The organism is Aureimonas sp. AU40, from assembly GCF_001463785.1.
GTDB lineage: Bacteria > Pseudomonadota > Alphaproteobacteria > Rhizobiales > Rhizobiaceae > Aureimonas.
Map to the genome: position 1 here is coordinate 68495 of NZ_BBWL01000016.1, position 13637 is coordinate 82131.

Sequence of the window (13637 nt, forward strand, 5' to 3'; positions counted from 1 at the left end):
ATTCCCTTGGCCAGAGGATTGCCGTAGGCGGCCGGTGGCGCCTAAGCTTTCGCCGATTCGCCTTCGGAGAGAAGCCCATGTCGCATGTCGAAACCGACCCGGCCGTGTCGGCGAAGGTGGACACCTATCTCGGCGAGGTCCTGAACCTCACCGACCCCGTGCTCGACGCCGTGCTGGCGGCCAATGCGGCGGCCGGTCTGCCGCCGATCGACGTGTCGGCAGCGCAGGGGCGAATGCTCGCGCTGTTCGTCGCCATGACGGGGGCGAAGCGCGTGCTCGAGATCGGCGCGCTCGGCGGCTACAGCACGATCTGCCTGGCGCGCGCCCTGCCGGCGGGCGGGCAGGTGGTGACGATCGAGCGCGAGGCGGCCCATGCCGAAGTCGCGCGTCGGAATTTCGAGCGCGCCGGGATGGCGGATCGAATCGACCTTCGGGTCGGCGCGGCGCTGGACGTGCTGCCCACCCTCGAAGGGCCGTTCGACCTTGTCTTCGTCGACGCCGACAAGCTCAACAATCCCGGCTATTTCGACTGGGCGCTGCGCCTCTCGCGGCCCGGCACCACGATCGTCTTCGACAATGTGATCCGGAGCGGCGCAGTGGCCGACACCGGCAGCGCCGACCCGAACGTCCAGGGATCGCAGGCCGCCCTGCGCCTGCTCGGCAACCACCCAAGGCTCCGGGCCACCGCGATCCAGACCGTGGGCGCCAAGGGCTGGGACGGGTTCGCCCTCGCCGTGGTCGGAGAGTAGGGGCGGGCTCAGTTCGTCGGCCGCCTATCGCCCTGTTCCTCGCGCACCCGGCCGGACGACTTGAGTTCGGCCGAAAGCTTCTCCACCGGTGGGGCGTAGAGGAAGCCGAAGGACACGCAGCCTTCGCGCCCCTTCACCGCATGGTGCAGCCGATGCGCTTGGACGAGGCGCTTGGCGTAGCCTTTGTGCGGGATGTGGCGGAAGGGCCAGCGCTGGTGCACCAGACCGTCATGGACGATGAAGTAGAACAGCCCGTAGAGCGTGATGCCGCTTGCGATGGCGGTGACGATCGGTAGCGCGGCGAAGGTGCCAAGCGCGAAGAGGCCGATGGCGAAGATGGCGAAGACCACGGCGTAAAGGTCGTTCTTCTCGAACAGGCCTTCGTGCGGCTCATGGTGGCTTTCGTGCCAGCCCCAGCCCCAGCCATGCATGATGTATTTGTGCGCGGCCCAGGCGACGATCTCCATCACGAGAAAGACGCCGATGGCGATAAGGGTCAGTGCGAGCCAGCTCGTGGTCATGGCAATGCTTTCAGACAGTCGGCGGGGCCTGCGGCCCCATTGCGGGCATTATAGCGCGCCGAGCTCGGGTTCGCGCTCTCGCGCGGCCTCGGTGAGATGGCGGGCGCCCAGCGAACGGTCGAACACGTCCATCACCAGCGCTTCCAGCCGCGAGGCGGGGCCGAGCGCGGCCGAGAGATGCGAGCGCGCCTCGTCCACATGCCGGTCGATGCGCCGGCCCACCTGCTCGGGACCGATGATGGAGACGATGGTGGACTTGGCCGCGTCTTTGCCGACATCCTTGCCGAGCACGACGGCGCTCGGCCCGGCCGCGTCGAGAAGATCGTCCAGCAGCTGAAAGGCAAGGCCCAGTTCGCTGGCAAAGCCCCTGAGGCGCGCGCGTCGCTCCGCCCCCGCGCCCGACAGGATGGCGCCGAGCTCCACGGCTGCGGTGAAGAGCGAGCCGGTCTTCAGGCCGTTGGCGGCGTCGATCTCGCTCACCGGGCGCGGGCCGCGCCCGCCGCGAAGGTCCTGATACTGGCCGGCGACGAGGCCGCGCGTGCCCACCGCCTCGGCCAGAACCGCCACGCACTCGCCGCGCCGCGCGCCGTCCACGCCTTCCAGGCGCGCCAGCGTGCCATAGGCCTCCGAAAGAAGCGCGATGGCGCAGAGAACCGCGACATCCTCGCCATGGGCGCGGTGCAGGGTCGGGCGGCCGCGCCGCAGCTCGGCATCGTCCATGCAGGGCAGGTCGTCGAGGATCAGCGAGGCGGCATGGATCATCTCCAAGGCGCAGCCGGCGTCCAGCGCCGCCGCGCGCGCGCCGCCCAGCGCCTCGGCCACCAGAAGCGTCACCAGCGGGCGAAGCCGCTTGCCCGGCGCCAGCACGCCGTCGCGCAGGGCGAGGTCCAGCGGCGACTGTCCCTCGATCACGCCGGGGGTGAGGGCGGCCAGCCGGCCATCCACCTCGGCCAGAAGATCGCGGGTCGTCTGCGGTCCGGCTATCATCGTCGCGTCGTAACCTTGTTCAAGCGTCTTCGTGGCCAGCATTTCATGGGAAATCCAAGCTGAACAGGAATTAGTAGCACTCCAAGTCGCGGCGGGAAGTGCGCCGCGCCCGATGCGACCTATGTCTGCGACGAAAGGACATAGCGCCCCGTTCCATGCCTCCGGCCGCAAACAGGAGTAGAAGGGCGCCTCGCCCGCGCCGATTCGCACCCGCCAAGAGGACACGCCGTGCCAGACGCCGACATCCGCTCGCGAAAGGGTGATCACCTCGATATCGTCCTGCGCCCCAAGCTCGCGAGCCCGCGTGTGGAATCCGGCTTCGACGCCGTGCGATTCGAGCACGCCGCGCTGCCCGAACTGGACCTCGACGAGGTCGATCTCTCCACGGCGCTTTTCGGCCTCCCCTTGCGCGCGCCGCTTCTGATTTCCTCCATGACCGGGGGCATGGAGCGCGCGGCCCGCATCAACGAGCGGCTGGCCGAGGCGGCCGAAGCGCTGGGCCTTGCGCTCGCCGTCGGCTCGCAGCGCATCGCCCTCGAAGGGCGCGGCCAGGGCGGGCTCGACGGCTCGCTGCGGCGTCTGGCGCCGAGCGTGCCGATCCTCGCCAATATCGGCGGGGCGCAGCTTTTGGCCGGCTGGGGCCTCGACGAGGCGCGCCGGGCGGTGGACATGATCGAGGCGGACGCGCTGATCGTCCATCTCAACCCGCTGCAGGAGGCGGTGCAGCCGGAGGGCGACCGGCGCTGGCGCGGGCTTCTCGGCGCGATCGAGGCGCTGGCCCGCGACCTCGGCCGGCCGATCGTTGCCAAGGAGGTCGGCAACGGCATTTCCGGCCGGCTGGCGCGGCGGCTGGTGGAGGCCGGCGTTGGCGCCATCGATGTGGCGGGCGCGGGCGGCACGAGCTGGGCCGCGATCGAGGCCGAGCGTCTGGCCGATCCCGGCGCGCGCGCCACGGCGCTGCTCTTTGCCGACTGGGGCATTCCCACCGCCCGCGCCATTGCCGACGTGCGCGCCGCCTGCCCCGATGCGGTGGTGATCGGCTCAGGCGGCGTGCGCCATGGGCTGGACGCGGCGCGGGCCATTCGCCTCGGCGCCGATCTCGCCGGCCAGGCCGCCGCCGCGCTGCCCGGCGCGGATCAGTCCACGGACGCGGTGGTCGCGCATTTCTCCGACGTCATCGCGCAACTGCGCATCGCCTGCTTCTGCACCGGCTCCCTCAACCTCGCCGCCCTGCGCCACGCGCCGCTTCTGGAGGGCGGGGAGGGATAGAGGGGAGGGCCCGCCCGAAGGGCCGTCCCGCCATTTTCCGGTTTGCGAAGCTTGGCGCATCCTTATATCCACAGCCTATCCGAGGGGACCTGAGGGACGACGCATGACCGCCACGCTCGACGAGTATTTCGCGCCCATCTCGGCCAAGAGCCCGATCGGGCGGGATGTCGTGTCGCTTCTCTCGCAGTTGGCCGAGGCGGCGACCCGGCTGCAGATCCTCATCAGCTCCGGCGGTGCGCTCGGCGGCGGCCAGGCCACCTCGGCCGACGGCGCGGCCAATGGCGGCGGCGACGTGCAGAAGGTGCTGGATCTCGAGGCCGACCGGCTCTTCGTCGCGGCGGCGCGGAACGCGCCCGTCGCCTTCTACGGCTCCGAGGAGCAGGACGAGGCGGTGGCGATGAACGCGGAAGGGACGCTGGCGCTCGCCATCGACCCGCTCGACGGCTCCTCCAACATCGAGACCAATGTCTCGATCGGCACGATCTTCTCCGTCCTGCCGGTGGAGGCCGAGCACCGGGCCGATCCGGCTTCGGTGTTCCGCCAGCCCGGCCGCCGGCAGCTCGCCGCCGGCTTCTTCGTCTACGGGCCGCAGCTCCTGCTGGTGGTCACCGTGGGCGAGGGGACGCATGTGTTCGGCTGGTCGTCCCAGACGCAGCGCTTCACCTACGCGCAGACGCTGCGCATTCCCGAGGACGCCAAGGAATATTCCATCAACGCGTCCAATGTCCGCCATTGGGACGCGCCGGTTCGCCTTTATGTCGACCGGTGCCTTGCCGGCAAGGACGGCCCGCGCGGGCGCGACTTCAACATGCGCTGGGTCGCCTCCATGGTGGCCGACGCCTATCGCATCTTCGTGCGCGGGGGCGTCTATCTCTATCCCGGCGATAGCCGCAAGGGCTATGCGCAGGGCCGCATCCGGCTTCTCTATGAGGCGAGCCCGGTGGCCTTCTGCGCCGAGCAGGCGGGGGGCGCTGCGACCGACGGCATCCATCCCATTCTCGACATCGTGCCCGAGGGCCTGCATCAGCGCACGCCGGTAGTCTTCGGCTCGCGCAACGAGGTGCTGGAGATCGGCCGCACCTTCGCCGATCCCGACAGTCTCGCCGCCGAATCGCCGCTTCTTCTCCACCGCCCGACCGGAGGGATCTGAGCCGTGGCCGCAGACCTCGTCATCGCCCCCTCCATCCTCTCCTCCGACTTCTCGCGCCTGGGCGAGGAGATCGCGGCGGTGGACCGCGCCGGGGCGGACTGGATCCATCTCGACGTGATGGACGGGCATTTCGTGCCCAACATCACCTTCGGCCCGCCCGTGGTGGCGGCCGTGCGCGGGGCGTCCCGGAAGTTCTTCGACGCCCATCTCATGATCGAACCGGCCGATCCCTATCTCGAAGCCTTCGCCAAGGCGGGCTGCGACGGGATTACCGTCCATGCCGAGGCGACGCGCCATCTCGACCGCTCGCTCCAGGCCATCCGCGCGTTGGGCTGCAAGGCGGGCGTGGCGATCAACCCCGCGACGCCCGAAAGCGCCGTCGAATACGTGCTCGACCGGGTGGACCTAATCCTCGTGATGACGGTCAATCCCGGCTTCGGCGGCCAGAGCTTCATTCCCTCGACGCTGGAGAAGATCCGCCGCCTGCGCGCCCGGATCGGCGACCGGCCGATCCGCCTCCAGGTGGACGGCGGCGTTTCGCCCGAGACGATCGGCGAGATCGTCAAGGCGGGTGCCGACACGTTCGTCGCCGGCTCGGCGGTCTACAAGGGCGGCAACGAGGCAAGCTACCGCGCCAATATGGACGCGCTGCGCGCCCATGCAAACGCGGCCTGAACAGGCGTTCCAGAAGGGCAAGAAGAGGAAGCGGCGCTCCGTGCCGCTTCAAGTCTTCCTCAAATCGATGTGATAAGACGGGCTGATCGTCTTGTCTTTCCAGCGGAAAAACCCAAGCGCTCGGCCGGTTAAACCGGTTTGATCTGTCGCGCGGCGCGCGAATCGGCGGCGTTGTTTCCCACACACTGTCCGAATTCACGCGCGGCGCCGTTGCACCGCGAAAAAAACAACACACCTATGCGCCGCGTCGCGGCGTGGGGACGGTTGGCGAACGAGCCGACCGCCCACAGCCTGCCGAGACCGCCGGGACAGCCGGTGGCGGCCCGCGCGGGACGGATTGGGCCATGCGGACATGTCGTCCGTCGCCAAGGAGGGATAGTTGGACCAGACGATATCGAATGCCGCGGCGGAGACCGCCCTGACGGGGATTTCCCCCGATGTGGTGCCGACCTGGGTATGGCTCGCGACGATCGGCGGCATCGCCGCGCTCTTCGTGTTCGACTTCCTGACCCATGTGCGCAAGCCGCATGAGCCGACCTTCAAGGAAGCGGCGCTCTGGTCGACCTTCTACGTCGCGCTCGCCCTCCTGTTCGGCTGGGGCGTCTGGCATTTCTGGGACCGCGAGCACGGCATCGAGTATTTCGCCGGCTTCATCACCGAGAAGTCCCTCTCGGTCGACAATCTCTTCGTCTTCGTCATCATCATGAAGAGCTTCCGCGTGCCGGCGGCCTATCAGCAGAAGGCGCTTCTGATCGGCATCGTGATCGCGCTCATCATGCGCGGCATCTTCATCGCGCTCGGCGCGGCGGCCATCGAACGCTTCTCCTGGGTCTTCTACCTGTTCGGCGCCTTCCTGCTCTACACCGCCTACAAGCTCGCGGTGGAAAGCTTCTCGCACGGCGCCAAGTCGACCGACGAGGAATACGAGCCGAACGCCCTGGTGAAGTATTTCCAGCGCCACCTGCCGACCACCGACGACTATCGCGGCAACGCGCTGACGGTGATCGAGAACGGCAAGCGCTTCTTCACGCCCATGTTCATCGTCATCATCGCGCTCGGCATGACCGACCTTCTCTTCGCGCTGGACTCCATCCCCGCGATCTATGGTCTCACCGACGCGCCCTACATCGTCTTCACCGCCAACGCCTTCGCGCTGCTCGGCCTCCTACAGCTCTACTTCCTGCTCGGCGGCCTGCTCGACCGGCTGGTCTATCTCGGCCTCGGCCTGTCGCTCATTCTCGCCTTCATCGGTGTGAAGCTGGTGATCCACGCCATGGAAGCCAACACGCTGCCCTTCCTGAACGGCGGCCAGCCGATCCAGGGCCTGCCGCATATCGAGACGAGCTTCTCGCTCTCGGTGATCGTCGGCATCCTCGTGGTGACCACGGTGGCGAGTCTGCTCAAGAGCCGTTCGGACGCCCGCAAAGGCCAGTAAGCCGAACGCGCCTCGAAGACGCGACAACCCAAACCTTTGAAAGGGCCGGCGCCAAGCCGGCCCTTTTTTTCAATGGCCGTGGCTCCCTTGGGGAAACGCACAGCCTGCCTTTTCTTTTTGCTTGCCTCGTTTTCGATAAGCCGATCACATGTCACCCAGGAGCCGGGGCGGTTGAAGGCCTGTTCAACTGACACCGAACTGTCATGCGAGCGTGCTAGCCGCAGACGGCGGGCATCGGCTCGCAGCGCGGATCCGCCAAAGGGCGGCATCAAGGGAGAAGGGCTGACATGAGCCGGACATTGAATCGCGGTGTTTCCATTCTGGCGGTCGCGTCCTTCGCGATGGCCGCCGCCGCGCCTGCCGCGCGGGCTCAGTCGATGGACGAGCTGGTGGCCGCCGCCAAGAAGGAAGGCCAGCTCACCACGATCGCCCTGCCGCACGACTGGTGCAACTACGGCGAGATGATCTCGGGCTTCAAGGCCAAGTACGGGATCGAGGTCAACGAGCTGAACCCCGACGCCGGCTCGGCCGACGAGATCGAGGCCATCAAGGCCAACCAGGGCAACACCGGCCCGCAAGCGCCCGACGTGATCGACGTCGGCCTGTCCTTCGGCCCGCAGGCCAAGACCGACAAGCTGGTCCAGCCCTATAAGGTCGCGACCTGGAGCGAAATCCCCGACGACGCCAAGGATGCCGACGGCTTCTGGTACGGCGACTATTACGGCGTCCTCACCTTCGAGGTGAACAAGGACATCGTGAAGGACGTGCCGCAGGATTGGTCCGACCTCCTGAAGTCCGACTATGCCAATTCCGTCGCGCTGGCGGGTGACCCCCGCGCCTCGGCGCAGGCGATCCAGGCGGTCTACGCCGCCGGCCTCTCCGCCAAGCCGAACGGTTCGGCCACCGAGATCGCCGATGCCGGCCTCGACTTCTTCAAGCAGCTGAACGCGGCCGGCAATTTCGTGCCGGTGATCGGCAAGCCCGCCTCGCTCGCGCAGGGCACGACGCCGATCATGATCCGCTGGGACTACAACGCCCTGGCAGGCCGCGACACGCTGGCCGGCAATCCTGTGGTCGAGGTCGTGGTGCCCAAGTCCGGCGTCGTCGCCGGTGTCTACGTTCAGGCGATCAGCGCCTACGCGCCGCACCCGAACGCCGCCAAGCTCTGGATGGAATACATCTATTCCGACGAGGGGCAGATCAACTACCTCAAGGGCTATTGCCACCCGATCCGCTTCAACGCGATGGCCAAGGCCGGCAAGATCCCGCAGGACCTTCTGGCCAAGCTGCCGCCGGCCGCCGCCTACGAGCGGGCCAAGTTCCCGACGCTGGACGAGCAGAACGGCGCCAAGGCCGAGATCACCACCAAGTGGGATCAGGTCGTGGGCGCCAAGGTCCAGTAACACCAAACTTCTGAAAGGCCGCCGCTCGCCGGCGGCCTTTTCCCGTTCCGACCCCTCGGCTCTCGCGCCGTGGGCTGGTGGGCGGGGAACGGACATCGTTCCAACAGGCAGCTCTCGTCTTCCGCGTCTGATCGGAGGGGCGGGGGCGCCTTCGGCAAGATCGCGGAGTGGCCTTGGCATCGAGCGTCGGACTTCTTGAAGCGCCGCAGGGCGGAGCGGGCCCCGGTGGCCTCGGCCAAAGCGGCGCGGCCCAGGGCCGGGCAGGGGCCTCCGGTCCGCTGGCCGAGCGGCGCGCGCGCCTGTCCATGGCCTGGCTCGGCGTCGTGCCCTTCCTCCTCTTCGCGCTCCTCTTCCTGGTGGGGCCGACGCTCTATCTCATCATCGGTGCCTTTCAGAATCCGGCCGGCGAGTTCACGCTGGCCAATCTCACGGCTCTCTTCCAGCCGCAGATCCTGGCCGCCTACTGGATCTCGATCCGCATCAGCCTCGCCTCGGCCGGGCTCGGCGCGCTGATCGGCTTCTTCGTCGCCTATGCCATCGTGCACGGAGGGCTGCCGTCCTTCGTGCGTTCCAGCGTCGTCACCTTCTCGGGCGTCGCCTCCAACTTCGCCGGCATCCCGCTCGCCTTCGCTTTTCTCGCGACGGTCGGCCGGCTCGGCCTCGTCACCTGGTTCCTGAACGAGGCCTTCGGCATCAACATCTACCGGATGGGCTTCAATCTCCTAAGCTTCTGGGGGCTGACGCTTACCTATCTCTATTTCCAGATCCCGCTGATGGTGCTCATCATCGCGCCGGCGCTGGACGGGTTGAAGCGCGAATGGCGCGAGGCCTCCTCGATCCTGGGCGCAACCAACTGGCAATATTGGCGTATGATCGGCCTGCCGGTGCTGTTTCCCAGCCTTCTCGGCTGCTTCCTGCTCCTTTTCGCCAACGCCTTCGGCGCCATCGCCACGGCCTATGCGCTGACAGGCTCCTCGCTCAATATCGTGCCGATCCTCCTCTACGCGCAGATCCGGGGCGATGTGCTCTACAATCCCAATCTCGGCTATGCGCTGGCCTTCGGCATGATCGTCATCACCGGCTGCTCCAATCTTCTCTACATCTGGCTGCGCGCCCGCGCCGAACGGTGGCTGAAATGAAGCCGCGCCGCATCGTCTCCACCCTCATCGTGCTTCTGGCGGCGCTCTACTTCCTGCTTCCGCTCTGGGCGACCTTCCAGTTCTCGCTGTCCATGCTGCGCGGCACCTGGAGCTTCCAGGCCTACCGCGTCGTCTTCGCCGACCAGCGCTTTCAGGAGACGTTCCTGTTCTCGGCCGTGGCGGCGCTCGCCACGATCGTGATCGGCGCCGCGCTCGTGGTGCCCACGGCCTATTGGGTGCGCCTGCGCCTGCCGCGCATGCGGCCGGTGGTCGAGTTCGTCACGCTCCTGCCGCTGGTGATCCCGCCGATCGTGCTCGTCTTCGGCTATCTCCGGCTCTACAATTCCTCGTCCTGGCTGCCGTTTACCGCCACAGTGCCCGGCACCAACGTGCTTCTGGTCTTCGGCTACAGCGTGCTGGCGCTCCCCTACATGTATCGCGCGGTGGACACCGGTCTGCAGGCGATCGACATCCGCATGCTGACGGAAGCCGCCGAGAGCCTGGGCGCGAAGCGCGGCGCCATCCTCTGGAACGTGATCCTGCCCAATGTGCGCCCGGCCGTCCTGTCGGGCGCCTTTCTCACCTTCGCCATCGTGATCGGCGAGTTCGTGCTGGCCAGCCTTCTCAACCGGCCGGCCTTCGGGCCCTATCTGCAGAATGTCGGCGCCAACCGCGCCTATGAGCCGGCGGCGCTGGCGGTGATCTCCTTCCTCGTCACCTGGGCCTGCATGGTGCTTCTGCAGGTCGCGGGCGGTCGCGGGCCGGGTCGGCCCCGCGCGCGCCTGTTTTCCCTTCCCTTTCGCAAACGGGCCACGCCATGAGCTTTCTGAAGATCGAGGGCGTTCGCAAGAGCTTCAACGGCGTGCCCGTGCTGCGCGAATTCGATCTGGAGGTCGAGCGCGGCGAGTTCATCTCCTTTCTCGGCCCGTCCGGCTGCGGCAAGACCACGATGCTGCGCATCGTCGCCGGCTTCGAGACGCCCAGCGCCGGCCGCGTCAGCATCGCCGGCGAGGACGTGACGGACACCCCGCCCAACGCGCGGCGCATCGGCATGGTGTTCCAGGCCTATGCGCTGTTTCCCAACATGAGCGTCGGGGACAATGTCGCCTTCGGGCTCAAGATCGCCGGCCTCGGCAAGGCCGAGATCGCCGCGCGGGTGGACGAGATGCTGGGCCTCATCAAGCTCCAGCATCTGAAGGACCGCTATCCCTACCAGCTGTCCGGCGGCCAACAGCAGCGCGTCGCGCTCGCCCGCGCCATCGCGCCCAAGCCGCGCGTCTTGCTTCTGGACGAGCCGCTCTCGGCGCTGGACGCCAAGATCCGCGTGTCGCTGCGCGAGGAAATCCGAGAGTTGCAGCGTGAGCTCGGCATCACCACCATCTTCGTCACGCATGATCAGGAAGAGGCCCTGTCCATGTCGGACCGGATCGTGGTCATGAGCGAAGGGCGGATGGAGCAGGTCGGCACGCCCTTCGAGATCTACAACCGGCCGCGCACGCGCTTCGTCGCCTCCTTCGTCGGCACGCTGGGCCTTCTGGAAGGCGAAGCGGCGCATGGCGACCGGGTTATCGTGGCGGGGCAGGAAATCCATGCCGAGACGCCGGGTGCCCAGCCGGGCAGCCGCGTCACGCTGGCGCTGCGCCCCGAGGCTCTGTCGCTTCAGGCCGGGCCCGACCGGCGCAACCGGCTGGAAGGCGAGATCGTCGATGTGGCGTTTCTCGGCTCGGTCGTGCGCATCCGCGCCCGCTTTGGCGTTAACGAACTTTTGATCGACACGTTCAACGACCCTGCCGCGCCTCCGCCGCCGCGCGGCGAGCGGCTCAGCGTCTTCTTCTCGCCCGACGACGTGCAGTGCCTGAACGCCGAAACCGGCGCCAGCCACCGCCCTCTTCCCGGCGGCCTCGCCCGAAACGAGGCGGCGCGCAGCCTTTCGCCCATTCTCTAAGGGACTGTTTGACAACGCGTCGGGCCGACCCGACCGAGTTGTCAAACGGGCTCTGACCCTGCAACCAGCGCGCTTGGTGTGGGCGCGCTGCCCTTGCATCCGCCCGCCGACTTCCGACATTGGGAGCCGGCAAACGAGCCAGGGCGGCGAAGGGGATTCTCTTGACCGGACATGACGGAAAGACCGGCCTTGCGGCAGGGCCGATCCTTTTCGCGCGCGGGGCGGACGAGCACGGGGCGCGGATGGCGGCGGTCGCCGTCACGCGCCAGGGCGATCCGACCCCGGTCTTCGAGGCGCCCGGCGGGGCGGCGGGCGAGCCGGTTCGTCTCGGTGCCCTGTTCGGCCACGAGGTCTGGCGCTGCGATCTCCGGCTTCCCCTGTCCCCGACCGCCGCTTATGGCGTGAACGGCCGGAGCTTTCGCGTCGCCACCGACATGAGCGGCGACCTCGCGGTCGGCTTCGTGTCCTGCAACGGGCAGGAGCATGACGACGAGGCACGCTCGCACGAGGATCGCGACGTCATGTGGCGCCGGTTGGAAAGCGAGCACGGGAGGCGGCCCTTCGCGCTTCTCCTTCATGGCGGCGACCAGCTCTATGCCGACGAGGCCATCAAGGCCCATCCCGAGGTCGAGCGCTGGGGCGAACTGCCCAACGAGGAGAGGCCCGGCGTCGCCTGGACGGCGGAGATGGCGGAGGCCGTTCGCTCCTACTTCTTCCGCCGCTATCTCGACCTCCTGCGCCAGCCGGCGGCGGCCGCGCTTTTTGCCGCCGTTCCCTCGCTGATGATCTGGGACGATCACGACATTTTCGACGGCTGGGGCAGCCATCCGCCCGGTTTGCAGGAGAGCCCGGTGGCGCTCGGCCTGTTCGCGGCGGCGCGCGAGATGTTCCTTCTCTTCCAGCTCGGCGCCGCCGACGGCCTGCTGCCGGAAACCTGCCCGGACCGGACCGGGCGGAGCTTCACGCAAGGGGCGCATTTCCCAGGCCTGTCGGTTCTCCTGCCGGACCTGCGCTCCGAGCGCCGGCCCGACCGGGTCATGGGCGAGGCGGGCTGGGCGGCCTTCGAGGCCACGTTGATGGCGGCGCCCGAAGGCGCGCGGCGCATCGTCGTTTCCAGCGTGCCGGCGCTCGGGCCGCGCCTCAGCCTCGTGGAAGCGCTGCTCGACTTCTACCCCCGGCCGCAGCAATACGAGGACGATCTGCGCGACCAGTGGCAGAGCCGGGCGCACCGGGCGGAATGGCGGCGTTTTCTCGCGCTCATGGAGGGCGAGGCGGTTTGCCGCCGCTCGCCCGTCACCGTCGTCTCGGGCGAAATCCATCTGGCGACGCGCGGCACGATGCATCTTCGCGACGGCAGCCAGCTGCACCAGCTCGTCGCCTCCGGCATCACCCATCCCAAGCCGCCGCGCGCCATGGCGATCGGGCTGGGGCTCCTGTCGCGGCTCGGCGAATCGCCGCTCAAGGGCCGCAAGATCCGCCTGCGCCCCTTGCCGGGCCAACGGCCCGTCTACACCGCCGACCGGAATTATCTCGTGGTGGAGCGTCAGGCCGGGGCCTGGCACGCCGTCTGGGAGCTGGAAGACCACGGGCGCACGCCGGCGCTCGCGCTGGGCTGAAGGCGGCGCGCGGGCTTTCCCGCCCGCCGCTGGCTCTTATCCGCCCGACGCCATGTTGACGCCGAACGAGAAGATCGGCGCATGGGCGACCGAGGAGAGGCTTGGGCCCGCCGCATGCGGCCCCTCGTGATCCCAGCCGTTGGCGAGGTCGCGCGCCAGCGTCTCGCCCTCGGGCCAGCGCCCGAAGCCGCTGGCCGGGTTGATGTGCCCGGCATGGCCGAGATCGATGAAACCCGAGCCCCAGGCGCCCGCGTAGGAGCGCGCGGTGGACAGGCTCATGAACGGATCGTCCCGCGAGGCCACCACCACGGAGGGGAAGGGCAGGGGCGCGCGGGGGATCGGCGCGAAGGACAGGAAGCGCGGGTCGCCGCGCGCCATCCGGGCGGTGTCGGCCGGCGCCACCAGAAGCGCGCCCGCCACATGCTGGGCCGAAGGTCGCGCGGCCAGATGCGCCACGAGCACCGCGCCGAGGCTGTGGGCGACCAGCACGGCGCCGGGCGCTGCCGCTAGGTGCGCCTCCAGCGTGTGCAGCCAGTCTGTGAGGATGGGGTTCTCCCAATCCTCCTGTTCCACCAGGAGCGCGTCCGGGTCGCTTTCCGCGAGATGGCGCTGCCAATGTCCGTTTTCGGAGCCCCGCCAGCCGGGAACGACGAGAATGCGAGCCATGGGTTGCCTTCCCTCCAGGGACGCCGCCGGGGCGGCGGTCCGTTTCTGCCGCAGAACCTAGCGGCGGGAAGGGGCTTTTCCG

Annotated in this window: 13 protein-coding genes; 10 read left to right on the forward strand and 3 right to left on the reverse strand. The window is 68.3% G+C overall.

Features of this window, described 5'->3' with window-relative positions; genetic code table 11:
- Positions 1-77: 77 nt before the first annotated feature.
- A complete protein-coding gene (locus tag AUL32_RS06195) occupies positions 78-749 on the forward strand; it encodes an O-methyltransferase (protein ID WP_062112702.1) in 672 nt (223 codons plus the stop codon).
- An 8-nt stretch (positions 750-757) separates the two neighbouring features.
- On the opposite strand, the gene AUL32_RS06200 is transcribed toward AUL32_RS06195, so the two are convergent.
- Positions 758-1270 (reverse strand): sterol desaturase family protein, encoded by a 513-nt coding sequence (locus AUL32_RS06200; protein ID WP_062112704.1) that lies wholly within the window; start codon positions 1268-1270, stop codon positions 758-760.
- Between the two features lie 48 nt (positions 1271-1318).
- A complete protein-coding gene (locus tag AUL32_RS06205; RefSeq protein ID WP_062112881.1) occupies positions 1319-2257 on the reverse strand; it encodes a polyprenyl synthetase family protein in 939 nt (312 codons plus the stop codon).
- Between the two features lie 228 nt (positions 2258-2485).
- Here AUL32_RS06205 and fni point away from each other — a divergent pair, with 228 nt between their 5' ends.
- From fni to AUL32_RS06250, 9 genes are all read left to right on the forward strand, one after another.
- Positions 2486-3526: a type 2 isopentenyl-diphosphate Delta-isomerase gene (gene fni / locus AUL32_RS06210; RefSeq protein WP_062112706.1), complete on the forward strand. Its 1041-nt coding sequence runs from the start codon at positions 2486-2488 to the stop codon at positions 3524-3526.
- A 103-nt stretch (positions 3527-3629) separates the two neighbouring features.
- Positions 3630-4676, forward strand: coding sequence for a class 1 fructose-bisphosphatase (locus AUL32_RS06215; protein WP_062112709.1), 1047 nt, complete (start codon positions 3630-3632; stop codon positions 4674-4676).
- 3 nt (positions 4677-4679) lie between these two features.
- Complete coding sequence (rpe, locus tag AUL32_RS06220; protein WP_061977402.1) at positions 4680-5351, forward strand: ribulose-phosphate 3-epimerase; 672 nt, start codon at positions 4680-4682, stop codon at positions 5349-5351.
- A gap of 379 nt (positions 5352-5730) precedes the next feature.
- The gene (locus tag AUL32_RS06225; RefSeq protein WP_244493206.1) at positions 5731-6786 is read left to right on the forward strand and encodes a TerC family protein; all 1056 of its coding nucleotides are present in this window, start codon (positions 5731-5733) and stop codon (positions 6784-6786) included.
- 341 nt (positions 6787-7127) lie between these two features.
- Positions 7128-8189, forward strand: a complete 1062-nt coding sequence (locus tag AUL32_RS06230) for an ABC transporter substrate-binding protein (protein WP_374700930.1) — start codon at positions 7128-7130, stop codon at positions 8187-8189.
- A gap of 305 nt (positions 8190-8494) precedes the next feature.
- Positions 8495-9328, forward strand: coding sequence for an ABC transporter permease (locus AUL32_RS06235; protein ID WP_061977911.1), 834 nt, complete (start codon positions 8495-8497; stop codon positions 9326-9328).
- Positions 9325-10149: an ABC transporter permease gene (locus AUL32_RS06240; protein ID WP_062112713.1), complete on the forward strand. Its 825-nt coding sequence runs from the start codon at positions 9325-9327 to the stop codon at positions 10147-10149. Before AUL32_RS06235 ends, AUL32_RS06240 begins: the two co-directional genes overlap by 4 nt.
- Positions 10146-11273, forward strand: coding sequence for an ABC transporter ATP-binding protein (locus AUL32_RS06245; RefSeq protein WP_062112716.1), 1128 nt, complete (start codon positions 10146-10148; stop codon positions 11271-11273). Before AUL32_RS06240 ends, AUL32_RS06245 begins: the two co-directional genes overlap by 4 nt.
- Positions 11274-11434: 161 nt before the next feature.
- Entirely contained in the window at positions 11435-12889 is a 1455-nt protein-coding gene (locus AUL32_RS06250) for an alkaline phosphatase D family protein (protein WP_062112719.1), read from the forward strand.
- 36 nt (positions 12890-12925) lie between these two features.
- On the opposite strand, the gene AUL32_RS06255 is transcribed toward AUL32_RS06250, so the two are convergent.
- Positions 12926-13555: an RBBP9/YdeN family alpha/beta hydrolase gene (locus AUL32_RS06255; protein WP_062112722.1), complete on the reverse strand. Its 630-nt coding sequence runs from the start codon at positions 13553-13555 to the stop codon at positions 12926-12928.
- Between the last annotated feature and the right edge of the window lie 82 nt (positions 13556-13637).

What these genes read in the sequence shown, in the direction of transcription:
- AUL32_RS06205 (WP_062112881.1), bottom strand. Translation starts at nt 2,257, where the DNA reads ATGATAGCCGGACCGCAGACGACCCGCGATCTTCTGGCCGAGGTGGAT.
- AUL32_RS06240 (WP_062112713.1), top strand. Translation starts at nt 9,325, where the DNA reads ATGAAGCCGCGCCGCATCGTCTCCACCCTCATCGTGCTTCTGGCGGCG.
- AUL32_RS06255 (WP_062112722.1), bottom strand. Translation starts at nt 13,555, where the DNA reads ATGGCTCGCATTCTCGTCGTTCCCGGCTGGCGGGGCTCCGAAAACGGA.
- AUL32_RS06230 (WP_374700930.1), top strand. Translation starts at nt 7,128, where the DNA reads ATGGCCGCCGCCGCGCCTGCCGCGCGGGCTCAGTCGATGGACGAGCTG.
- AUL32_RS06195 (WP_062112702.1), top strand. Translation starts at nt 78, where the DNA reads ATGTCGCATGTCGAAACCGACCCGGCCGTGTCGGCGAAGGTGGACACC.
- AUL32_RS06215 (WP_062112709.1), top strand. Translation starts at nt 3,630, where the DNA reads ATGACCGCCACGCTCGACGAGTATTTCGCGCCCATCTCGGCCAAGAGC.
- AUL32_RS06200 (WP_062112704.1), bottom strand. Translation starts at nt 1,270, where the DNA reads ATGACCACGAGCTGGCTCGCACTGACCCTTATCGCCATCGGCGTCTTT.
- AUL32_RS06235 (WP_061977911.1), top strand. Translation starts at nt 8,495, where the DNA reads ATGGCCTGGCTCGGCGTCGTGCCCTTCCTCCTCTTCGCGCTCCTCTTC.
- AUL32_RS06245 (WP_062112716.1), top strand. Translation starts at nt 10,146, where the DNA reads ATGAGCTTTCTGAAGATCGAGGGCGTTCGCAAGAGCTTCAACGGCGTG.